Genomic DNA, 20227 nt, shown 5'->3' with positions numbered 1-20227 from the left:
CAACTCTCCCTCGAAGGAGACGAGGACGATGCCGACGACGCCGTCGACCCGCTCTACATGGACGCCGTCATGATCGTGCGCAAGCACCGCCGCGCCTCCGTCTCCCTTGTTCAACGCCATTTGCGCATTGGCTACAACCGCGCCGCCCGTCTCCTTGAATCCATGGAAACGGCCGGGGTCGTGTCCGCCATGGCGCCCACCGGCAGCCGTGAGCTGCGCGCTTAAGGAGCAACCATGCGAATCAACCGAATCACCACCGAGAACTTCCAGGGCGCGCGCGCCGTGGACCTGGATCTGCGTACGCCGGCCACCCTGATCGCTGGCCCGAACGGCGCCGGTAAATCCAGCATTGCCGAGGCCGTGCGCCTGGCGTTGCTGGGCACGCCCGAGCGCGTGGGGCTGAAGAAGGAATACGGCGCCCTGGTCAGTGATGGCGCAAAGCTTGGCGCTGTGACCGTCGATCTGGACGAAGGCGCTGTCGGCATCAGCCTGCCCAAAGGAACGCAGTCCGGCGAAGCGCTGGTGCCGCAATCGCCCGCCCTGCCCTATGTGCTGGCGCCGGAGCGCTTCGCCGCGGCCAAGCCGGACGAGCGCCGCAGCCTGCTGTTCGCGCTCACCGGGACCAACGTCAAGGCCGACGAAATAGAGCGCCGCCTGTTGGCGCGCGGCTGCGCCGCCCCGCTCGTCACCCAGATCAAGCCCATCCTCCGCACCGGCTTTGCCGGCGGCGCGGATTTCGCCAAGGGGCAGGCTACTGAGGCCAAGGGCGCCTGGAAGACCGCCACAGGCGAACAGTGGGGCAGCCAGAAGGCCGAGGGCTGGGAGGCGGACATCCCGCCGTTCGACCAGGCGGCGCTGGACAAGGCACGAGCCGACTTGACCGACCTGGACAGCCGCATCGACGCGACCGCGCAGTCCTTGGGCGGCCTGGAGCAAAAGGCCGCTGCCTATGCGGCTGCCCGCGACCAGCTGGCGTCACGGCAGGCCAAGGCGGCCCAGTTGCCCGCGCTGCGCCAGAAGCTGGAGTTTGACCAGGCTGAGCACGTCAAGCTGATCGCGCAGGTCGACGCGCTGCAAGCGAAAGCGGGGACCGGGCCGCGCGAGGGTCTGATTCACGACTTGGTCCGCTGCCTGGATGATGTCTACAACATCGAGGAAATAAGTTTCAAACTGCCCGGCGAGTTAGACGTGCGTATCCTCACGGCGTTCAGGGCATACGAGGCAAAGTACGGCAACCTGGACGCGACCGGCGACGCCGAGGCGTCTGCCGCCTTGCCCAAGGCCATCGAAGCCCGCGACCTGATGGCGCGCAGCGTCGAAAACGACCGGCGCGACATCGTCGCAGCCGAAGCGGCAGCCGAGCACATGCAGGAAGGCACTGCGCCCGAGGCGGTCCAGCCCGCCGACGTGGAAGCCGCCCGCGCCAAGGTCACAGAGCTGCGCGCCGAACGCAAGGCGATCGACGAACGCGTCCAGCAGCTGCTCAACGCCAAGCGCGCGGCCACCAGCGCCACGGAGCGCACCGCGAATGCCGCGCGGTACCACCAGGATGTGCTGGCTTGGTCCGCCATCGGCGACGCCCTGTCGCCGGACGGTATCGCGGGCGAGATCCTGGCCGAGGCGTTGCAGCCAGTGAACGACAAGCTGGCCGACCTGGCCGACCTGGCCGGCTGGCGCGTGCCCGCCATCGGCGCCGACATGGTTATCACCTTCGCCGGCCGTCCGTACCGCCTGCTGTCCGAGTCCGAACGCTGGCGCGTGGACGCGCTCGTCGGCGCCGCCCTGGCCGAAATCTCTGGTCTCCGCTGCCTGATCCTGGATCGCTTCGACTGCCTGGATCTGCCCGGCCGCAGCGACGCTCTCGGCTTGGTGGACGCCTTGGTGGCGGATGGTCGCATGGACACTGTCCTGGTACTGGGCACGCTCAAGGGCGCGCCGGCAGCGCCTTCCGATGCATTCACCGTTCATTGGATCGAGCAGGGCCACGCCGGCCAGGCCAAGCTCAAGGAGGCTGCATGACCCCGCCGCGCCACCAAACCCTCGAAATGCAGATCGCGCGCCGGCAAACAGCCGAGCATCTGCGCAAAGTCGGCGCGCCGGTAAAGGCATCCACCACGGTGATGCAAATGGCCGCGATGATTGCCGACCGCACCGGCTGGCCGGCGCCCGCGTCGGCACCAGCCGACCTTCTCGCTTTCCTCGAGCGGTTCCTGGACCAGTGCCGCGCCGGCGTAACCCCGCCGCCCTATCGGCCCGTCGTTCGGCGCCCGATGCAGTACGACCTCGCCATGCGCGAGGCTCTCACCCGTGCCGCCGCTGCGCAGCCGCACCTGACCACAGCCACAAGCAACGTCGTCACCTGGAGGGAATTGGCAGCATGAGCTTTTACACAACCATCGCGCGCCTGCGCGAGGCCGCGCAATCGCGCGTACCCGGCGAAACTCCGGAAAGCTGCCGCGTGTCGCGTGAGGATCTCCGCATTGCCCTTTACGTCATCGACCGGCTGGAAGCCGATGCACGCCAGACCGGCCTGTTGAGCCATGCCACGATGGATCGGGCGCCAGCGACGCCGGGCGCCGGCTCAAGCTCCTGGCCCACCCTGGCCATGCCAATGCGGCGTTCGCCGCGGGTGCGCAATCTGATCGAAATCGTTGTGCCGTTTACCGCGTCGTTTGGGACTGCGGGTGAGCTTCATCTACGGCACAGCGGCGGCTTTGGCGACAAAGCACACCTTTCCATCGACGTGGGCCATCCGCTCAATGGAAGCAATGCCGGCGCGCCTTTATCGGTCGGCTCCATGCATCAACTTACGGATGGCCTGATGGATTGCATCCACGCCATCGAACGAAATACTCGACTCGAAAACAAGGACTTATAAATGGCACGCCAAGCTCAAGCACACGTTACCCGCGAGCCGGTGCAGGCAAAGCCGATTCATCCGGATGGACTGTATCGCTGGCAGCACTTTGAGTTTCTCATTCCCTTTTCTCGAGAGACCTGGCGTCAGCGGATTTTGCAGGGGCGCGCGCCGCGGCCCGCATCCCAATCGCTGAACTGCACCGCTTACCGTGGCGCCGACATCCTGGCATGGCTGGCCGACCCCGACGGCTATAAAGCCGTTCCCCAAAAAACGAGTTGAGGACGAAATGGCACGTCAAGTTGTACCGCTGACCGACCCCAAGTGCAGGCTGGCCAAATTCAATCCCACCGGCGGCAACAAGCTGTTCGACGGCGGCGGCCTGTTCCTGGAACTACTCCGCTCCGGCGCCAAGAAGTGGCGTATGCGCTACCGCAACCCGGCTACGGGCAAGGAGAGCATGCTCACGTTCGGCGATTACCCTGCAGTGCCGTTGGCTCGCGCCCGCGCCGAGCGCGCGCGCGTTGATCAGTTGCTGGCTCAGGGTGAGGACCCGGTCGCCCAGCGTCAAGAAGAAGCGGAGGCCCAGAAGGCGGAGGTGGACCGACAGTTCCAGGCGGTCGCGGCGGAATTGCTTAAGCTTCGGCGTCCGACGTGGAGCGATGGGTATCACGCGCGGATCTCCAACACGCTCAAGAACGACGCCTATCCCCACTTCGGCACCCACGCGGTGGACGAAATCCCCGGCAAGCTAGTCTTAGATGCCGCGAAGCGCATTGAGGCCCGCGGCGCTCCCGATATGGCCGATCGGTTCATCAGCGCCACCAGCATGGTCTTTCAATACGCGGTGGGTACTGGCCGCGCGCCGGCTGATCCGACCCAAGGGCTAAAGCGCTTCCTCAATCCGCGAGCTCCAGTGAAACACTTCCCTCATGTCGATGAGGCAGGCTTGGGCAAGCTGATCACCCGCGTACGGAAATATCACGGCCGGCCCGAGACGCGCATCGCCATCCAGATCATGATGCACACCTTCCCGCGCACCAATGAATTGCGCTGGGCGGCTTGGAGCGAGTTTCACACCGATGACGCTCTATGGCGGATTCCGGCCGGCCGAATGAAAGGTACGTTGATTGCCAAAGAAACAGGCGCCGACCACATCATCCCTCTCTCGCGCCAGGTGCTGGCGCTGCTGACAGAACTGGGCCAGTACACGGGGCGCTATCGGCTGCTGTTTCCAGGGCTACGAGATCCGGCAAACACGCCCATAAGCTCCGAGACCATAAACAAGGCACTCAAGATACTGGGCTTTGAAGGTGAGCAAACCGGCCATGGCTTTCGCGGTTTGGCGTCGACCATAATGAACGAGCGTAGCGGCGCGCGCGCGGAAGTAATCGAACGACAACTCGCGCACAAGGAACGCAATATGGTCCGGCGCGCGTATAACCACGCGGAGTATCTAGATGAGCGCCGGCAGTTAATGCAATGGTGGTCGGATTATCTTGATAGCTGCGCGTCCGACGCCGGGAAATGAGGAATCGGGGGCCTACCCTTATCGGATTCAGCCCTACCCTTATTCCTACCCTTAAATCTGCTGGCACCCCTTGGCGGCAATTGGTGGCAGACAGTGGCGCAGAATGCAAAAAAGCCGCAAAGTCATAGACTTATGCGGCTTTCATGTCGGTGCGTGGCACCTCTTGCAAGTATTCTGGTAGGCGGTATTGGGTTCGAACCAACGACCTCCACGATGTCAACGTGGCGCTCTAACCAACTGAGCTAACCGCCTGCAAAGAAGAAGAATTATATAGTGCTTTTTTAAACTGTGCAAATCGTCTTAAAAGATTTTTTGCTGTTTTTATTGCGTTTGAAGCATCAACGTTTGAACTAACAAACGGGCCGGGATGGGGTCGGATTGAACCGAATCGCGGGGCCAGAAACTTCACCTGCAAGCACTACTTTTTTCCCTTCAACTTCGTGTCTGCGGCATGTGCTGCATCAACGAAGAACGAGATTCTATCAGAACTTTTTATTCCTTGCTCGACTTCGACGCCACTACTCACATCAACGCCCCACGGCCTGACGAATTCGATGGCTTGGCCGACGTTGTCGCCGTTCAATCCCCCCGACAAGATCAGCGGGCGCGACACCGGATCAGCGCGGACGTCATCCAGCAACGCGTAGTCAAATCCATGGCCGCTGCCGCCGTAGCCCGCGCTGTAGCTATCGAACAACCACCCCGCCGCTTCCCCGTAGGCGCGGCAGTGCGTGGCTAGACCTTCGGCGGTATCCAGACCCGGAGCGCCGGCTCGGAAAGCGCGCAGAAAACGGTGGCCGTATCGCGCGCAATCCTGAGGCGTTTCATCGCCGTGGAATTGCAGCAGTTCAGGGCCGACCTGATCCAGCACTGCCTGCACATCGGCCGGTTCGGGGTTCACAAACAGGGCGACAACATCGACAAACGCCGGCACGGCTCGGCGCAGTTGCGCGGCGCGCGTGGGCGTCAGGCAGCGCCTGCTCTTGGCATAGAAGACGAAGCCGATCGCATCGACGCCGGCCGAGACGGCGGCGTCGATGTCTTGTTCGCGGGTCAATCCGCAGATTTTGATGCGTGTGCGCATGGAACTCATTACCTGTGCCGCCCATCGCGGCATGAAAATTCAGTATATCTGCCGCGCCGGCAGGCCGCGTTCAGGCGCCCGGCTGGCCCATCGTTGCAAGCAGATTGTCGAAACTGCCTTCAGCCACGCGGAACCACGGCACTTCCTTGTCGCGAAAAGCGGTCATGCTGTCGTAAAGCTTTTTGAACATCGGGTCCTTGGCACTCATCTCTTTATAGGCCGCCATCGATGCCTCGTAGCATGCCTGCAAGACAGGCTTCGGAAACGCCTTCAGTTGCGCGCCTCGGGATACCAGCCGGCGCAGTGCGTCCGGATTGCCCGCGTCGTACTTGGCGATCATGTTGCCCGAGGCCATTCTGCACGCCAGGGCCAGCGCCGATTGATAGGGCTTGGGCAGCTCATCGTAAGCGTCCTGGTTGACGTATAGCGACAGCTGCAAGGTGCCCGCCCACCAGCCGGGAAAGTAATAATTCCGCGCCACTTTATAGAGCGCAAGATTTTCGTCGTCGTACGGACCAATCCACGCAACGGCGTCAACCGTGCCCTGCTCCAACGCCGCATAGCTTTCCGCGACCGGCACGTCGACCGGTGTCGCGCCCAAGCGCGCCAGCACATGGCGCGCGAAGCCGCCCGCCTTGATTTTCAGGCCGCGCAAATCATCAACGTTTTTGATTTCGCCCCGGAACCAGCCGCCCATTTGCGCGCCGGTATACCCGCAGGGGAAGTTCAGGATGTTGTACTTGTCGAACAGCACGCGGGTCAGCGCCAGGCCTTCGCCTTGCGACATCCAGGCGTTCATCTGGCGCGTGTTCAGGCCGAACGGCACGCCGGCATCAAAACACAGCGCGGGATCAATATCGAAGTAACGCGTGGATGCCGTGTGGCCGCATTCGACAACGCGATGCTGCACGGCATCGAGCACCTGGCCGGATTCCACGAGATCGCCCGCCGGGAAAATGTCGATGGAAAAGCGTCCGTCAGTCACCTCGGCCACGTAGCGCGCGACGTCCTCGGCCCCTGCCAGCAAGGTCGGCGACTCATTCGGAAAGCTGGATGCCAGCCGCCACGCGATAGTGGGCGCATCCTGCGCGTAGACCGGGGCGGCCAGTGCGGCGCTGCCCGCGGCGCCCAGTGCGGCTTGCTTCAAAAACGCGCGGCGTTGCATGGCATTCCTCTCCATCAGGCGCGAAGCCGCGCCTTCAATGACAACAGCGTCCTAATAGGTCTGTGTGAACGGCGACAGCAACAGCGATCCGCCATCAAGCTCTTCCAGGCCAAACTCGGCGGGGTAATCAATCGCGGACAAGTACAGGCCGTCTGGCGAAAACGTGGGCGCGCCGCGCTTGCGGTCACGCCACGACAGCAACTGCGCCATCCAGTCCACGGCTTCCCTGCCCTGGCCGATCTGCAACAACGCACCCATGATGTTGCGCACCATGTGGTGCAAAAACGCGTTGGCCTTTAGCGTGAACACCAGGAACGGGCCGCGTTCCTCGATGTCCAGACGATGCATGTGTCGCACCGGATGCTTGGCCTGGCATTGCGATGACCGGAAGCTGGAGAAATCATGTTCGCCCAACAGCGCTTGCGCGGCGGCGCGCATGGCATCGACATCCAGCGGCTGAAAGCTCCAGCCTGCCCGCCCCGCCCACAACGCCGGCCGCACGCGGCCACGCCATAACAGATACACATACGTGCGCGCGCGCGCCGAGAATCGGGCATGGAATTCGTCTGACACCCCCTGCGCCCACTGCACGGATACGCTGGGCGGCAAAAACGCATTCACGCCCCGCACCCAGGATTCCATGCGCCGGTCCAAGTCCGTATCCAGATGAACCACTTGCATGGCGCCATGCACGCCGGTGTCGGTACGCCCCGCGCAAATCGTGGGTACTGCGCCCTTCACCCCACAGAAGCTTGCCAAGGCAGACTCCAGCGTGTCCTGCACCGTTTGCCGATGCGGCTGCGTCTGCCAACCCTGCCAAGCGGAGCCGTCATACGCCAGCCCCAATGCAACTCTAGACATTATTCAAACTCGAGGCCCGCTGACTCGGCGCGGTTCGTCCGTGGGCGGTTCGTCCAGGTCGAGATTGATCGTATCGAGCTTGCGATTCAGCGCTGCCGTGTCCAGCGCCGGCTCGTTAAAGGCGTACGTTTCCTCATCATCGTCGTCACGCCGGGCGCCGGCACGGCGCAGCAGCCAGGCAATGGCGAAGGCAATCAGCGCCAATATGGCGGTGACGATGACAAGCAAATTGTCGGCAAGCCAACTGGGCATGCCGGAGGTGAGATCTTTACTGTTTGAGGGCGGCGTGCCCGTGACGGCCTTGTCGGTAGACGACGGGGCGGTCGCGCCGGAGGTACCGGTTGCGCCGGGCGTGCCGGCCGCCCCGGGAGCGCCCGGAGTGCCTGTTGCGCCGGGAGTGCCTGCTGCGCCTGGAGTGCCTGCTGCGCCCGGAGCACCTGCTGCGCCCGGAGTGCCTGTTGCGCCCGGAGTGCCTGTTGCGCCCGGAGTGCCTGTTGCGCCCGAAGCACCTGCCGCGCCCGGAGTACTCGCTGCGCCTGAGGCCCCTGCTGCGCCCGAGGCACCTGCTGCGCCCGGAGCACCTGCTGCGCCCGAAGCGCCTGTTGCGCCCGATGCACCTGCCGCGCCCGGTGCGCCTGCTGCACCCGAAGCACCTGTCGCGCCCGATGTACCTGCTGCGCCCGAAGAACCTGCTGCGCCCGATGCACCTGCTGCGCCCGAAGCACCTGTTGCACCCGAAGCACCCTGCGTACCTGTTGCACCCGGCGTACCTGCTGCACCCGGCGTACCTGCTGCACCCGGCGTACCTGCTGCGCCCGGTGTACCTGCTGCACCCGGTGTACCTGCTGCACCCGGCGTACCCGCTGCACCCGGTGTACCTGCTGTACCCGGCGTACCCGAAGTACCTGCTGCACCCGAAGCACCCGCAGTACCCGAAGCACCCGCCGCCCCCGCACCACCCGACGCTCCCTGCTGCGCAACGGCTTTATTCAATTCATCCACATTGCTTTGCAGTTGATTGACGCGGCCTTCGACGTCTTTCATCGCGCGCTCGTTCGACGTCCGGGCATCCGCCTGCGCGTCGGCTTGCGCGGACGGGCTGTTCGACGCCTCGCCAGAAGACAGGCGCACACGATCCTGCGTCGGCGCGGCACTGGCGACACCCGTGTCACCCGGGCGGGCGACGGTGCCGGATGCGGCGTCCTGCCCCTTCACTACCGACGGATTTGCACCCGCGGCCGCGCCAAGACGGGCGCGATACTTGGCGAAGGCTTCGGCATGTTCATTGAAAATGCGGCGTGCTTCGGCCGGGTCAATCGCCCGCACCGTTGCTGCATCAGGAATTTTCAGCTTCTGACCCGCGCGCACCAGATTCATATTGTTCTGGATGAACGCCTCGGGATTGGCGCGCCACAAGGCCACCAACATTTGATAAACGGACGCGTTGGGCACCGCGTTGCGCTGTGCGATGGCGAACAGGTTGTCGCCCGATTTGACGTTGACCGAGCCCGTTGTGCCCCCTGCTCGCGGGGTGCCAACGGCGGCGGGCGTCACGTCAGCGCCAGTTCCGCGCAATGGCACCAGAATGCTGACCTGCACTTGGCGTTGCCCCGAACTGGAGCTGATGTCCAGCAGCAGATCCACCGCGCCGCTTGCGGGCGGTTGCGTGCCGCGAATGCGCAAATTCTTGCGCGTGGCGTCCATGCCGTCTTCGACCCGGACAACCATGCTGCCCAACGGCACCGGCGGCTTCAGGCCAGCGCGTTGCCAGGCCGCATCATCCGCCACCGATACTTTCAGCGATGCGACTTCATCCGGCGTCAGTTCCTGCAAGCCCACGACCGCCTGCAACGGCGCGCCTGGCACGGACACGACGCGCGAATGCCCCACGCGCATGGCCAGCGCCGAACTGCACATGCTCGACCCGATCGCCAAGGCGATCGCCCACTGAAGGGCTTTCAAACGGCGGGCATGCTTCACGTGGCGCGAACGCTGGGTCATAAGCTGGAATTCCGTTCTTGTAGTCGAATTACGGGCTAGAGCCCGTCCGCACCAAATCAGTGAGAACAGGCCTCAATTCACCGGAAAAGTGTAATGGATGACGGGCATTTCACAAACCTGAAAGGCGCATCGGCATTGACTCGCGGGCGCATCCGCCACACCTTTTCACTATCGCTCAAACGTCAAGGGCACCCGAAGGTGCCCTTGATTCACTTGCTACTCGATCAGGCCCCGCCGCGCGGCGCCCGAACCGGCATCAGGCTTCGGCCAGCGCAATGCGCAACATGCGGCGCAGCGGTTCGGCGGCGCCCCACAGCAGTTGGTCGCCCACGGTGAAGGCGCCCAGGTACTGCGAGCCCATCGACAGCTTGCGCAGACGGCCCACCGGAATATCCAGCGTGCCGGTCACGGCCACGGGAGTCAGCGCGGAGACGGTGGCTTCCTTGGTGTTCGGAACCACCTTCGCCCACTGCGTGCCTTGCGCGATCAGCGCTTCGATTTCGTCCAGCGGCACATCACGCTTGAGCTTGATGGTCAGCGCCTGGCTGTGGCAGCGCATGGCGCCGATGCGCACGCACAGGCCGTCGATCGGGGTGGCCGGCGTGCCGAAAGCCGCGCCACGGCCCAGGATCTTGTTGGTTTCGACTTCAGCCTTCCACTCTTCCTTCGACATCCCGTCGCCCAGGTCCTTGTCGATCCAGGGAATCAGGTTGCCGCCCAGCGGCACGCCGAAGTGTTCGTGGGGCAGCGCCGGGTCTTTCTGCTTGGCCAGCACACCGCGGTCGATTGCCAGGATGGCCGACGCGGGGTCGTCCAGCAGCGGCTTGACGGCTTGGTTGATCTCGCCGAACTGGGTCAGCAGTTCGCGCATGTGTTGCGCGCCGCCGCCGGATGCGGCCTGGTACGTCATGGAGGTCATCCATTCCACCAGGTCGTTATTGAACAGGCCGGCCAGACCCATCAGCATGCAGCTGACCGTGCAGTTGCCGCCGATGAAATTACGCACGCCGCGCTTGAGCGCCGCGTCGATGACCGGACGGTTGACCGGGTCCAGAACGATGATGGCGTCGTCAGCCATACGCAGCGTGCTGGCCGCATCGATCCAGATGCCGTTCCAGCCCGCGCCGCGCAGCTTCGGGTAGACCTCGGACGTGTAGTCGCCGCCTTGTGCCGTCAGAATGATCGGCAGTTTTTTCAGAGCATCAATATCGTAGGCATTTTGCAACGGGCCCGCGCCTTCGGCCCACGTGGGCGCAGCGCCGCCAGCATTGCTGGTGGAAAAGAACACCGGTTCGATCAGTGCGAAGTCGTTCTCGTCGCGCATGCGTTGCATGAGCACCGAGCCGACCATTCCGCGCCAGCCGACAAGGCCTACTGCTTGATTCATTTCAATCGCTCTATAAAGGTGGAGACAAGGTCCGGGTAGAAAAAAACGTGCAATTCAACAATTTATCAGAATGCACGGGGAGATGTTGCGGCGCAGCTAGAAAAAATCGGGGCCACAAGATAAGGCCTGCGCTTTCGCAGCGCCCTCACAACAGGGCAGCATCGGAACAATGGCCAGCCCGCGGGCGGCCCAAGGCCTGGCCGCAAAAAGGGCCGCCTTGCGGGCGGCCCTTCAAAATCTTGGGGCTGCGCCGCAAGGGCGCGCCCCTTGCATGACGATCAGGCCAGGGCTTTCAGCACTGCGTCGCCCATGCCCGCCGTGCTGACTTTCGTCGTGCCCGGTTCGAAGATGTCGGCGGTGCGCAGGCCGTCGGCCAGCACGCGGCGCACGGCGGCCTCGATACGGTCAGCCTGGGGCGCCAGGTTCAGCGAGTAACGCAGCAGCATGGCGGCTGACAGAATCGTCGCCAACGGATTGGCGATGCCTTGGCCAGCGATGTCCGGCGCCGAACCGTGGCTGGGCTCGTACAAGCCCTGGCCGCTGGCATTGAGCGATGCCGACGGCAGCATGCCGATCGAGCCCGTCAACATGGCCGCTTCGTCCGACAGGATGTCGCCGAACAGGTTGCCCGTGACGATGACGTCAAACTGGCGCGGGTTGCGCACCAGTTGCATGGCGGCGTTGTCGACATACATGTGCGACAGCTCGACGTCGGGATATTCACGCGCCACTTCAATGACGATATCGCGCCAGAACTGCGACGTTTCCAGCACGTTGGCCTTGTCCACGCTGCACAGCTTCTTGTTGCGCTTGCGGGCCGATTCGAAGCCGATGCGCGCGATGCGGCGCACTTCGGATTCGGTGTAGCGCATCGTGTCGTAGCCTTCGCGTTCGCCCGTGAAGACGCCGTCCGGCGACGAGCGCACACCGCGCGGCGTGCCGAAGTAAATGTCGCCGGTCAGTTCGCGGATGATCAGGATGTCCAGGCCGGACACGATCTCGGGCTTCAGCGACGAGGCGCTTGCCAGCTCGGGATACAGAATGGCCGGACGCAGGTTCGCAAACAGGCCCAGCGCCTTGCGCAGGCCCAGAATGGCCTGTTCCGGACGGAATTCACGCGGCAGGCTGTCGTACTTCCAATCGCCGACGGCGCCAAACAGAATGGCGTCCGATTCCTTGGCCAGGTTCAGCGTGGCCGGCGGCAGCGGGTGTTCGAACTGGTCGAACGCGGCGCCGCCCACGGGGGCCTGCTTGATGTCGAAGGAAACGTCCAGCGCCTTCAGGACGCGCACGGCCTGTTCGACGATTTCCGGGCCGATGCCGTCACCCGGCAAGACTGCAATGTTGTGAGTCATTTAAGAAGCGATCCTGTGATCAGAATAGGGTTCAGGCGATGGGACGGCTTTCCAGCCAGGGATGGCGGGCCAGGCGTTCGGCTTCAAAGGCGCGGATCTTGTCGGCGTGACGCAAGGTCAGGCCGATATCGTCAAAACCATTGAGCAGGCAGTACTTGCGGAAGGGTTCGATATCGAAGCCCATCGCGCGGCCGTCCGGGGCGATCACAACCTGGCGGTCCAGGTCGATGTTCAGCTTGTAGTTCGGGAAGGCTTTGACCTCATCGAACAGGCGCGCCACTTCCAATTCAGACAGCACGATCGGCAGCAAGCCGTTCTTGAAGCTGTTGTTGAAGAAGATGTCCGCGTACGACGGCGCGATGATGGCGCGAAAGCCATACTGCGTCAGCGCCCAGGGCGCGTGTTCGCGGCTGGAACCGCAACCGAAGTTCTTGCGGGCCAGCAGCACCGAAGCGCCCTGGTAACGCGGCTGGTTCAGCACGAAATCCGGATTCAGCGGACGCTTGCTGTTGTCCATGCCCGGCTCGCCGTGGTCCAGATAACGCAGCTCGTCAAAAAGGTTGGGCCCGAAACCCGTGCGCTGGATGGACTTCAGAAACTGCTTGGGAATGATGAGGTCCGTGTCGACGTTTTCGCGATCGAGCGGAGCCACCAGGCCTTCGTGAGTGGTAAATGCTTGCATGATGTCGGTACTCGGAGCTGTAAGCGCTTAACGGAACGTGCGGACGTCGACGAAGTGGCCGGCCACGGCGGCGGCGGCGGCCATCGCGGGGCTGACCAGGTGCGTGCGGCCGCCCTGGCCTTGGCGGCCTTCGAAGTTGCGGTTCGACGTGGAGGCGCAACGCTCGCCCGGTTCAAGGCGGTCGGCGTTCATGGCCAGGCACATCGAGCAGCCCGGTTCGCGCCATTCAAAGCCGGCTTCGATGAAGATCTTGTCCAGCCCTTCGCGCTCGGCCTGCTGTTTGACCAAGCCCGAACCCGGCACCACCATCGCCTGACGCACATTGGACGCCACGCGCTTGCCACGGGCCACGACGGCCGCAGCGCGCAAGTCTTCAATGCGCGAGTTGGTGCACGAGCCGATGAACACGCGGTCCACGCGGATATCGGTAAGCGGCGTGTTGGGCTTCAAGCCCATGTATTCCAGCGCGCGCTCCATGCCGCTGCGGCGCACATCGTCTTTTTCACGGTCGGGGTCCGGCACGCGGGAGTCCACCGGCAACACCATTTCGGGCGACGTGCCCCAGGTGACTTGCGGCTTGATATCGCGCGCATTGACTTCCACCACGGTGTCGAACTTGGCGCCTTCGTCGGTGTGCAGCGTGCGCCAGTACTTGACGGCCTGATCCCAGACCACGCCGTGGGGGGCAAACGGGCGGCCGCGGAAATACTCGACCGTCTTGTCGTCCACCGCGACCATGCCCGAACGGGCGCCCGCTTCGATGGCCATGTTGCAGACCGTCATGCGGCCTTCCACGGACAGCGCGCGGATCGTGCTGCCGGCGAATTCGATGGCGTGGCCCGTACCGCCCGCCGTACCGATGATGCCGATGATGTGGAGCACCACATCCTTGGCCGTACAGCCGAAGGGCAATTCGCCTTCAACCTTGATCAGCATGCTCTTGGCTTTTTTCATCAAGAGCGTTTGCGTAGCCAGCACGTGCTCGACTTCGGACGTGCCAATGCCGAAAGCCAGCGCGCCCAGCGCGCCGTGCGTGCTGGTGTGCGAGTCGCCACAGACGACCGTCATGCCCGGCAAGGTTGCGCCCTGCTCCGGCCCGATCACGTGCACGATGCCCTGGCGCAAGTCATTCATGCGGAATTCGGTAATGCCGTACTTATCGCAATTGGTGTCCAGCGTATCCACTTGCAGGCGGGAGACCGGGTCATCAATACCCTGGGCCCGATTCATCGTCGGCACGTTGTGGTCCGCCACCGCCAGGTTGGCGCCCGTGCGCCACGGCTTGCGGCCAGCAATGGCCAAGCCTTCGAACGCCTGCGGGCTGGTCACTTCGTGCAGCAGGTGGCGGTCGATATAGAGCAGACAGGTGCCGTCTGATTCCTGGTGGACGATGTGGGCGTCCCAGAGTTTGTCGTAAAGGGTTTGGGCCATGGATGCGCTCTGCAAATAGACAATCCGGCTCGTGCCTCACGCGGTTGAAAAGCAAGTCGCTCCCGCGCCGGCCACTGCGGCATGGAGGAATTATGCACACGGTCTGAACCTAGTACAAGCGCACCATGGATACTAGTACTACCACTACCATGATGGGCAAAAACGGACGCTTAACGCCTTGCTCCGCCCCGTTCATGACAGCCAGGCGAGGACTGTGGAAAATTAATCACATCGAAAAACTTTGTTAAGGAAAATAGATCCAGAATTATCTAACCGATATAATCCGGTTTCACTACGGTTGCGTCTTTTTCGAAATAATGCGAAATAAAACGTATTAATCAAAACCAGAATTTCCGCTACCGTGAAGATCGTGCAAATTCAGCAAAGATGAGTGATGTTGCGCGACGAAATGCTTTGGCTACTTGTATCGGCCGGCCACGATTTAACAAATCTTGACTCGGAAGATATGACATTTTCATACAAGATGTCGGCCACTCAATCTCAACCTGACTCGCGAATAATCACTATGGCTTCGTTTTTGCTTAAGAGCACGACTTCGATCATTGCCCTGGCCTTTGTTCCCGCAGCATTTGCACAGTCCGCAGCACCGGCCGCCGTACCCGCCCCCGCAACGGGCGCCCCGTCCGCCGTGACGCTGAACCAGATCGTTGAACAGACGCTGCTCAGCAATCCCGAGATTCAAGCCAAATACCACGATTTCCAAGCGTCGCTGGAAGGCCAGTCGGTCGCCCGCGCCGCGTACTTCCCGCAGATCAATGCCCAGGGTTACGTGGGCCGCGAATACCGCAGCAACGTGCCGGCCGTGGGCTCGCAAAACTGGAACCGCCCCGGCTACAACGTCGAGCTGCGCCAGTTGATTTTTGATGGCTTCCGCACCAGCAACGACGTCAAGCAAGCAGGGTTCGACAAGCTCGCGCGCTTCTATGACGTGCTGGCCACCAGCGACAGCACCGCGTTTTCCGCCGTGCAGGCCTATATCGACCTGCAACGCTATCGCGACATGGAACTGCTGGCCCGCCAGAATTATTCCTTGCACGAAGAAACGCTCAAGCAGATTGGCGAGCGCACGGAATCTGGCGTTGGCCGCCGGGTCGACCTGGAACAGGCAGGCGGCCGTTTGTCGCTGGCCCAGACCAACCTGATGACGGAAACCGCCAACCTGCTGGACGTGCAGCAGCGCTTCCAGCGTGTCACGGGCGCCTTCCCGCCCGAAGCCATGCAGCCCCCGCCCGACATCGGCGACAAGCTGCCTGTGAAGCCGGGCGACTTCAATGAGTCGCTGCGCCGCAACCCCAGCTTCCTGTCCAAGCAGGCCGGCCTGCAAGCCGCGCAAGCGGGCGTGGCGTCCTCCAAGGGCGCGTTCTCGCCGAAGTTTGAATTCGTGGCCTCCACCGGCCGCGACCAGAACGACCCCACGCCTGAAACCCGCGACATCCAAAGCTCCAGCGTGCAAGTCGTGATGAGCTACAACCTGTACCGCGGCGGCGCCGATTCGGCCCGCGTCCGCCAGACGGCTGCGCAGTCGTACGCCGCACGCGACATCCGCGACTACACCTGCCGCAACGTGCAACAGGACTTGGCCGTGGCTTGGAATAACATCCAGAGCCTGAGCCAGAAGCTGCCGTTCCTGCGTGACCACGAAGTGGCCACCACCAAGGTGCGTGACGCGTATCGCCAACAATTCCAGATTGGCCAACGTTCGCTCCTGGACTTGCTGGACACCGAAAACGAGCTGTTTGAGTCACGCCGCGCATTGACCAACGGCCTGTATGACCTCAAGCTTGCGCAGTATCGCTGGCTGGCGCTGTCGCATGCACTGCTGCCTGCGCTGTCGCTGCAACCCGCGCGCAATGAGATGCCCGAGGAAAATGGCAAGCTGGAAGTGACCGACGACGTGATCAAGCTTTGCAACTCGACGGTTCCCGACGCTGCCCGCCTTGCGCCCGTGCGCGTTCAATACAACGAAGGCACGCTGCCGCCCACGCTCGTGCCGCTGAACGCACCCAACGCCAAGCCCTGACCGGCGTTGGGTCGCAAGGAGGCCATATGACCCCCCAGGGCAAAGAATTTTCGCAGCTGGACGCGGACTTTGTCCGCGTCCTGGAAGACTTGATCGACGCCTTGATCGCCAATGGCACCTTGCGCATGACGGACCTGCCTATTCAGGCCCAGCAAAAACTTTCACAGCGCAAGCAGCAACGCGCGCGCCTGTCCGAACACCTCGACCTCTTGGATGACGAAGATGGACAAGTTATCTGAAAAGGCCGCTCGGGAATGGCGTGCCGATGCCCGCGCGGCGCACGACGACCCGCTGCTGGACTGCCTGGTTGAAATCACGCGCCTGCACGGCGTGACCGCCACGGCGCAGGCGCTGTCGTCCGGCTTGCCGCTGGAAGAACACCGCCTGACCCCTGCCCTGCTGCCCCGCGCCGCCGCGCGCGCGCAACTGTCCGCACGCGTCGTCAAACGCACGCTGGACAGCATTTCTCAAGACTTGCTGCCCGCGATTCTGCTGCTGCAAGGCGAGCGCGCCTGCCTGCTGCTCAAAAAAGAAAACGGCAAATACATCGTCAGCCACCCTGAACTGGGCGGCAGCTCGGTCGAGATGACGCCCGAAGCGTTGGCCGCGCAGTACACCGGCCTGGTGTGCTTTGTACGCCCGCAGTTCCGCTTTGACGCGCGCGCGCCGGAAGTCGCCAAGGTGCGCGAGCGCCATTGGTTCTGGGCCGCCATCATGGAAAACCGGCGCCTGTACCGCGACGCGCTCATCGCCGCCCTGCTGATCAACATCTTCGCCATGGCGATGCCGTTGTTCACCATGAACGTGTACGACCGCGTCGTGCCCAACAACGCCGTCGAGACGCTGTGGGTGCTGGCCATTGGCATCACGCTGGTGGTGATCTTCAACATGATTTTGTCCACGGCGCGCTCGCACGTGGTGGACAGCGCCAGCAAACGGGTCGATGTGCGCCTGTCTGCGCAGATCATGGAACGCGTGCTGGACTTGCGCCTGGAAGGCCGGCCGGTGTCGGTGGGGTCCTTTGCGGCCAACCTGCGTTCATTCGAATCCATCCGCGACTTCATCGCGTCAGCCACCATCACCACGCTGGTCGATCTGCCTTTCATCGTGCTGTTCCTGGCCGCCTTGGCCTGGATTTCGCCGTGGATGATTCTGCCGCCGCTGGTGGCCATTGTGCTGATCCTGCTGGTGTCGCTTGCCGCGCAGGCGCGCATGGAAGCGCTGACGATGGCGTCTTTCCAGGCCAGCTCGCAACGCAACGCCACCTTGGTTGAAGCGCTGACCGGCCTGGAAGCCGTGAAGACGCTCAACGCCCAGGGCGCCATCCAGCGCAACTGGGAACGCGCCACCGAATTCATCGCGCAGACGGGCGGCAAGCTCAAGCTGATTTCGTCGTCCACCGTGGGCTTCGTGCAGGCCATTCAACAGCTGGTGTCGATCGCCGTTGTGATCATCGGCGTGTACCAGGCACAGGAATCGGCCATGTCCATGGGCGGCATCATCGCCGCATCCATGATTGCCGGCCGCTGCCTGGCGCCGCTGGGTCAGGTCGCCGGCCTGCTGATGCAATATCAAAACGCCCGCACCTCGCTGGGTTCCATCGACAACTATATGAAGCTGCCGATTGAACGCCCCGCCGAAGCCGAGTTCCTGCATCGCCCGGTGTTTCACGGCGGCCTGGAATTCCGCGACGTCACGTTCTCGTATCCCGGCAGCACGCAGCCGGTGCTGAAGAAGGTGTCGTTCAAGCTCAAGCCCGGTGAAAAGGTCGGCATCATCGGCCGCATCGGTTCGGGCAAGACCACGCTGGAAAAACTGGCGCTGGCGCTGTATCAGCCCACCGAAGGCGCCGTGCTGCTGGACGGCGTGGACGTGCGCCAGATCGACCCGGCCGACGTGCGCCGCGCCATCGGCCACGTGCCGCAAGACCCGACGCTGTTCTACGGCAGCCTGAAACACAACCTGGCCATGGGCGCGCCCTATGCCGACGACGCCAGCATCCTGGCGGCCGCCAACCTGGCCGGCGTCACCGACTTCGCGAACCTGCATCCCAACGGGTTCGACATGATCATTGGCGAACGCGGTGAATCGTTGTCAGGCGGCCAGCGGCAGTCCGTTGCCGTGGCCCGCGCCCTGATCAACGACCCGCCCATCCTGCTGCTGGACGAACCCAGCAGCAACATGGACCACCAAAGCGAAGCCCAACTGCGCAAGCGGCTGGGCGAGGCCAGCGCGACCAAGACGATTCTTCTGGTCACGCACCGGACCGCGTTGCTGGACCTGGTCGACCGCCTGATCGTGATCGACAACGGTCACATCGTGGCCGACGGTCCCAAGGAGCAAGTTGTGGAAGCACTGCGTCAGGGACGCGTTGGACGCGGGAGTTAAGAGCGCCATGCAGACAAACCCTGGAGAGACCAAGCACGGCCTGTTGGGCGGCTTGTGGCGCAAACTGCGCAACGTCTTCGTATTCTTTTTCGACCGGCTGCTGGACGGCACGGAAAAAGGCAAAGTCGAAAAGCGGTCTGACTATGTCGGCAATGCCGAATGGGTGATCCACGAATCGCAGGCCCGCAGTTCGCGCGTGCTGCTGTGGGTGGCCTTGCTGGCGACCGCGCTGCTGCTCGTCTGGGCGGCAACCGGCAGCATTGACGAGGTGGTGCGTGGCGAAGGCAAGGTCGTGCCGTCGCGCCAAGTGCAGATCATCCAGAGCCTGGATGGCGGCATCGTCGAAGAAATTCTGGTTCGTCCGGGCCAGGAAGTGCAAGCCGGCCAGACGCTGCTGAAAATCGACTCCACACGTTTTGCGTCCTCGTTGGGCGAGAACAACGCGGAATACCTGTCTTTGCTGGCCAAGGCGGCCCGTCTGGAAGCGCTGGCCACTGGCGAGCCCTTCGTCGCGCCGGAAGAAGTGCTGAAGCAGGCGCCCGGTCTGGCCGAAATGGAGCGCAACGCGTGGCAAGCGCGCAACACCGAACTGAACGCCACGGTCAACGTCGCCCGCGAACAGCTCAAGCAGCGCCAGGAAGACCTGCGCGAAACGATCGCCAAGCGCGATCAGGCATCGGCCAGCTGCGGCCTGACGTCGCGCGAACTTCAAGTGACCCGTCCGCTGCTGAAAAGCGGCGCCGTGTCGGAAGTGGATCTGCTGCGCTTGCAACGCGATGTGGCCCGCTACTGCGGTGAACAAAAAGGCGCTGAAGCGCAGATCGACCGCTTCCAGGCGTCGATCAAGGAAGCGCAAAGCAAGCTCGAAGAATCCGAGCTGAACATCCGCAACCAGGCGCGCAGCGAGCTTTCTGAAACCAACACCAAGCTGTCCACCCTGCGCCAAGGCAAGCTGGCGCTGGCCGACCGCGTGAAGCTGGCTGAAGTCCGTGCGCCGCTGGCCGGCACCATCAAGACGTTGTTCAACAACACCGTTGGCGGCGTGGTGCAGCCGGGCAAGGACATCATCGAAATCGTGCCCAAGGACGACACGCTGCTGCTGGAAGTGCGTATCCAGCCGCGCGACATCGGCTTCCTGCACGCCGACCAGAAGGCGGAAGTGAAATTCACGGCCTATGACTTCGCCATCTACGGCGGCCTGGAAGGCAAGGTCGAACAGATCGGCGCAGACACGGTCACCGACGAGAAAGGCAATTCCTACTATGTGGTGCGCGTGCGTACAGACCGCAGCACCGTGGGCGACAAGCTCTTGCCCATCATTCCCGGGATGGTGGCCGAGGTTCATATCCTGACGGGCAAGCGCACTGTATTGCAGTACCTGCTCAAACCGATCTTGCGTGCCAAGGCTAACGCCTTTACCGAACGTTAAGGAGAGCTGGAAGGC

At 63.1% G+C, this 20227-nt stretch carries 17 protein-coding genes, 1 tRNA gene and 1 pseudogene; 10 read left to right on the top strand and 9 right to left on the bottom strand.

What is annotated here, in order from left to right:
- Positions 1 to 54: 54 nt before the first annotated feature.
- From ACFZAI_RS20520 to ACFZAI_RS20495, 6 genes and pseudogenes are all read left to right on the top strand, one after another.
- Positions 55 to 225: pseudogene (locus tag ACFZAI_RS20520) on the top strand (DNA translocase FtsK); the annotation flags it as partial.
- Positions 226 to 234: 9 nt separating this feature from the next.
- Positions 235 to 2019: an AAA family ATPase gene (locus tag ACFZAI_RS20515; RefSeq protein ID WP_391568655.1), complete on the top strand. Its 1785-nt coding sequence runs from the start codon at positions 235 to 237 to the stop codon at positions 2017 to 2019.
- A complete protein-coding gene (locus ACFZAI_RS20510) occupies positions 2016 to 2381 on the top strand; it encodes a hypothetical protein (RefSeq protein WP_391568654.1) in 366 nt (121 codons plus the stop codon). Before ACFZAI_RS20515 ends, ACFZAI_RS20510 begins: the two co-directional genes overlap by 4 nt.
- On the top strand, positions 2378 to 2878 hold the full coding sequence (locus tag ACFZAI_RS20505) for a hypothetical protein (protein ID WP_391568653.1): 501 nt from the start codon (positions 2378 to 2380) through the stop codon (positions 2876 to 2878). The genes ACFZAI_RS20510 and ACFZAI_RS20505 overlap by 4 nt, the downstream gene beginning before the upstream one ends.
- On the top strand, positions 2879 to 3139 hold the full coding sequence (locus ACFZAI_RS20500) for a helix-turn-helix transcriptional regulator (protein ID WP_391568652.1): 261 nt from the start codon (positions 2879 to 2881) through the stop codon (positions 3137 to 3139). It begins immediately after the preceding gene.
- 7 nt (positions 3140 to 3146) lie between these two features.
- Positions 3147 to 4388: a tyrosine-type recombinase/integrase gene (locus ACFZAI_RS20495; RefSeq protein ID WP_391568651.1), complete on the top strand. Its 1242-nt coding sequence runs from the start codon at positions 3147 to 3149 to the stop codon at positions 4386 to 4388.
- Positions 4389 to 4563: 175 nt separating this feature from the next.
- Here ACFZAI_RS20495 and ACFZAI_RS20490 read toward each other — a convergent pair.
- The 9 genes from ACFZAI_RS20490 to leuC all read right to left on the bottom strand — a co-directional run bounded on the left by ACFZAI_RS20490 (position 4564) and on the right by leuC (position 14354).
- Positions 4564 to 4640: transfer RNA gene (locus ACFZAI_RS20490), tRNA-Val, on the bottom strand.
- Between the two features lie 166 nt (positions 4641 to 4806).
- Positions 4807 to 5481 (bottom strand): phosphoribosylanthranilate isomerase, encoded by a 675-nt coding sequence (locus ACFZAI_RS20485; RefSeq protein WP_391569175.1) that lies wholly within the window; start codon positions 5479 to 5481, stop codon positions 4807 to 4809.
- Between the two features lie 61 nt (positions 5482 to 5542).
- The gene (locus tag ACFZAI_RS20480; protein WP_391568650.1) at positions 5543 to 6637 is read right to left on the bottom strand and encodes a TRAP transporter substrate-binding protein; all 1095 of its coding nucleotides are present in this window, start codon (positions 6635 to 6637) and stop codon (positions 5543 to 5545) included.
- Between the two features lie 51 nt (positions 6638 to 6688).
- A complete protein-coding gene (truA, locus tag ACFZAI_RS20475; protein ID WP_391568649.1) occupies positions 6689 to 7498 on the bottom strand; it encodes a tRNA pseudouridine(38-40) synthase TruA in 810 nt (269 codons plus the stop codon).
- A 3-nt stretch (positions 7499 to 7501) separates the two neighbouring features.
- Positions 7502 to 9499, bottom strand: coding sequence for a FimV family protein (locus tag ACFZAI_RS20470; RefSeq protein ID WP_391568648.1), 1998 nt, complete (start codon positions 9497 to 9499; stop codon positions 7502 to 7504).
- 256 nt (positions 9500 to 9755) lie between these two features.
- Complete coding sequence (gene asd / locus ACFZAI_RS20465) at positions 9756 to 10886, bottom strand: aspartate-semialdehyde dehydrogenase (protein WP_391568647.1); 1131 nt, start codon at positions 10884 to 10886, stop codon at positions 9756 to 9758.
- Between the two features lie 278 nt (positions 10887 to 11164).
- On the bottom strand, positions 11165 to 12241 hold the full coding sequence (gene leuB / locus ACFZAI_RS20460; RefSeq protein WP_391568646.1) for a 3-isopropylmalate dehydrogenase: 1077 nt from the start codon (positions 12239 to 12241) through the stop codon (positions 11165 to 11167).
- A gap of 31 nt (positions 12242 to 12272) precedes the next feature.
- On the bottom strand, positions 12273 to 12923 hold the full coding sequence (leuD, locus tag ACFZAI_RS20455; RefSeq protein ID WP_006226995.1) for a 3-isopropylmalate dehydratase small subunit: 651 nt from the start codon (positions 12921 to 12923) through the stop codon (positions 12273 to 12275).
- Positions 12924 to 12950: 27 nt separating this feature from the next.
- Positions 12951 to 14354: a 3-isopropylmalate dehydratase large subunit gene (gene leuC, locus ACFZAI_RS20450; RefSeq protein ID WP_391568645.1), complete on the bottom strand. Its 1404-nt coding sequence runs from the start codon at positions 14352 to 14354 to the stop codon at positions 12951 to 12953.
- A gap of 526 nt (positions 14355 to 14880) precedes the next feature.
- Here leuC and ACFZAI_RS20445 point away from each other — a divergent pair.
- The 4 genes from ACFZAI_RS20445 to ACFZAI_RS20430 are packed head-to-tail and all read left to right on the top strand — an operon-like array spanning position 14881 to position 20212.
- Positions 14881 to 16395: a TolC family outer membrane protein gene (locus ACFZAI_RS20445; RefSeq protein ID WP_391568644.1), complete on the top strand. Its 1515-nt coding sequence runs from the start codon at positions 14881 to 14883 to the stop codon at positions 16393 to 16395.
- Positions 16396 to 16421: 26 nt separating this feature from the next.
- On the top strand, positions 16422 to 16634 hold the full coding sequence (locus ACFZAI_RS20440; protein WP_006226998.1) for a hypothetical protein: 213 nt from the start codon (positions 16422 to 16424) through the stop codon (positions 16632 to 16634).
- Positions 16618 to 18783, top strand: coding sequence for a type I secretion system permease/ATPase (locus tag ACFZAI_RS20435; protein ID WP_391568643.1), 2166 nt, complete (start codon positions 16618 to 16620; stop codon positions 18781 to 18783). Before ACFZAI_RS20440 ends, ACFZAI_RS20435 begins: the two co-directional genes overlap by 17 nt.
- 7 nt (positions 18784 to 18790) lie before the next feature.
- Positions 18791 to 20212, top strand: coding sequence for an HlyD family type I secretion periplasmic adaptor subunit (locus ACFZAI_RS20430; protein WP_391568642.1), 1422 nt, complete (start codon positions 18791 to 18793; stop codon positions 20210 to 20212).
- Positions 20213 to 20227: the final 15 nt, after the last annotated feature.

It is taken from the genome of Achromobacter sp. NPDC008082, assembly GCF_042957345.1.
GTDB classification, from domain to species: Bacteria; Pseudomonadota; Gammaproteobacteria; order Burkholderiales; family Burkholderiaceae_B; genus Achromobacter; species Achromobacter kerstersii_A.
The sequence above is the reverse complement of the archived record's forward strand: the minus strand, read 5'-3'. Positions and strand labels throughout refer to the sequence as shown.

Bases quoted from the DNA above. Each gene is read 5' to 3' on its own strand.
- ACFZAI_RS20515 (WP_391568655.1), top strand. From the start codon at position 235: ATGCGAATCAACCGAATCACCACCGAGAACTTCCAGGGCGCGCGCGCC.
- ACFZAI_RS20510 (WP_391568654.1), top strand. From the start codon at position 2,016: ATGACCCCGCCGCGCCACCAAACCCTCGAAATGCAGATCGCGCGCCGG.
- ACFZAI_RS20505 (WP_391568653.1), top strand. From the start codon at position 2,378: ATGAGCTTTTACACAACCATCGCGCGCCTGCGCGAGGCCGCGCAATCG.
- ACFZAI_RS20500 (WP_391568652.1), top strand. From the start codon at position 2,879: ATGGCACGCCAAGCTCAAGCACACGTTACCCGCGAGCCGGTGCAGGCA.
- ACFZAI_RS20495 (WP_391568651.1), top strand. From the start codon at position 3,147: ATGGCACGTCAAGTTGTACCGCTGACCGACCCCAAGTGCAGGCTGGCC.
- ACFZAI_RS20485 (WP_391569175.1), bottom strand. From the start codon at position 5,481: ATGAGTTCCATGCGCACACGCATCAAAATCTGCGGATTGACCCGCGAA.
- ACFZAI_RS20480 (WP_391568650.1), bottom strand. From the start codon at position 6,637: ATGCAACGCCGCGCGTTTTTGAAGCAAGCCGCACTGGGCGCCGCGGGC.
- truA (WP_391568649.1), bottom strand. From the start codon at position 7,498: ATGTCTAGAGTTGCATTGGGGCTGGCGTATGACGGCTCCGCTTGGCAG.
- ACFZAI_RS20470 (WP_391568648.1), bottom strand. From the start codon at position 9,499: ATGACCCAGCGTTCGCGCCACGTGAAGCATGCCCGCCGTTTGAAAGCC.
- asd (WP_391568647.1), bottom strand. From the start codon at position 10,886: ATGAATCAAGCAGTAGGCCTTGTCGGCTGGCGCGGAATGGTCGGCTCG.
- leuB (WP_391568646.1), bottom strand. From the start codon at position 12,241: ATGACTCACAACATTGCAGTCTTGCCGGGTGACGGCATCGGCCCGGAA.
- leuD (WP_006226995.1), bottom strand. From the start codon at position 12,923: ATGCAAGCATTTACCACTCACGAAGGCCTGGTGGCTCCGCTCGATCGC.
- leuC (WP_391568645.1), bottom strand. From the start codon at position 14,354: ATGGCCCAAACCCTTTACGACAAACTCTGGGACGCCCACATCGTCCAC.
- ACFZAI_RS20445 (WP_391568644.1), top strand. From the start codon at position 14,881: ATGGCTTCGTTTTTGCTTAAGAGCACGACTTCGATCATTGCCCTGGCC.
- ACFZAI_RS20440 (WP_006226998.1), top strand. From the start codon at position 16,422: ATGACCCCCCAGGGCAAAGAATTTTCGCAGCTGGACGCGGACTTTGTC.
- ACFZAI_RS20435 (WP_391568643.1), top strand. From the start codon at position 16,618: ATGGACAAGTTATCTGAAAAGGCCGCTCGGGAATGGCGTGCCGATGCC.
- ACFZAI_RS20430 (WP_391568642.1), top strand. From the start codon at position 18,791: ATGCAGACAAACCCTGGAGAGACCAAGCACGGCCTGTTGGGCGGCTTG.